Origin of the sequence: Oceanospirillum sediminis (assembly GCF_014164585.1) — a bacterium.
Lineage (GTDB): Bacteria > Pseudomonadota > Gammaproteobacteria > Pseudomonadales > Halomonadaceae > Oceanospirillum > Oceanospirillum sediminis.
Window position 1 is genome coordinate 1 of the sequence record NZ_JACJFM010000132.1, and the last position, 459, is coordinate 459.

Genomic DNA, 459 nt, shown 5'->3' on the forward strand with positions numbered 1-459 from the left:
CTGTTGCTTTGTTTCCTCTGGCATAAACTCTACCATATCCTTGATTTTGTTCATAACAGGTTCTGAGATATCATCGTCAACCACATCATCCAAATTGATATAAATTTTATCTTCAACCTCAATATTATCACTTATTTTATTATTGAAGGCGGTATCCAACATGTCAAAAAATGAAGAATTGTTGCCTATCGTTGGAATATCATCGTCAAAATTTTCATGTGCAAATTTTAAAACCGACAGCTTTTCATAAAGCAAGCGTGCTTCTTCATGCATCCTTAAAACATCTTCCCTTCCTTTTAATTTAAGAATTCTATGTGCAATACTCACTAACTCAGATTCCAACTTCTTCTTCATCTTAGTATAATTTTAAAAAATTAATGCGTTTTAGACTTTCGATTTTAATAAATTTACGCCACCTTTATACAAAACGTGCGACAGCTTAGTTTTAGTGTTAAAATG

1 protein-coding gene is annotated in these 459 nt (G+C 31.6%); it reads right to left on the minus strand.

Translation table 11 applies throughout. The annotated features are described in order from the left end of the window. Positions 1 to 342, minus strand: a 342-nt coding sequence (locus H4O21_RS28130; protein ID WP_220495856.1) for a hypothetical protein, incomplete at its 3' end; no start/stop codon positions are given. Positions 343 to 459: the final 117 nt, after the last annotated feature.